Raw genomic sequence first — 236 nt, forward strand, 5'->3', positions numbered from 1 at the left:
CGAATTACATCAAGTACAGAGCCAATGGTTTCACAATCTTTTTATAGCTGTGACACCACGCTAGAGGCCTTACCAAGCGAATCAGACAAAGCATTAATATGTTTAATGGTTGACTCTACTTCAACTTGACCTTGTTGAGCACTTACATTGGTTGATTCAGCTTTTTTAGCTGCAGCTTCTGTATTATGTGAAATATCTTGAATCGTTGCTTGCATTTCTGTGGCTGCCGTTGCCAC

At 40.3% G+C, this 236-nt stretch carries 1 protein-coding gene; it reads right to left on the reverse strand.

Features of this window, described 5'->3' with window-relative positions:
- Positions 1–41: 41 nt before the first annotated feature.
- Positions 42–236, reverse strand: a 195-nt coding sequence (locus R0K30_RS23525) for a hypothetical protein (protein ID WP_410613448.1), incomplete at its 5' end; no start/stop codon positions are given.

It is taken from the genome of Bacillus sp. SIMBA_154 (assembly GCF_046536015.1).
GTDB classification, from domain to species: domain Bacteria; phylum Bacillota; class Bacilli; order Bacillales; family Bacillaceae; genus Bacillus; species Bacillus pumilus_P.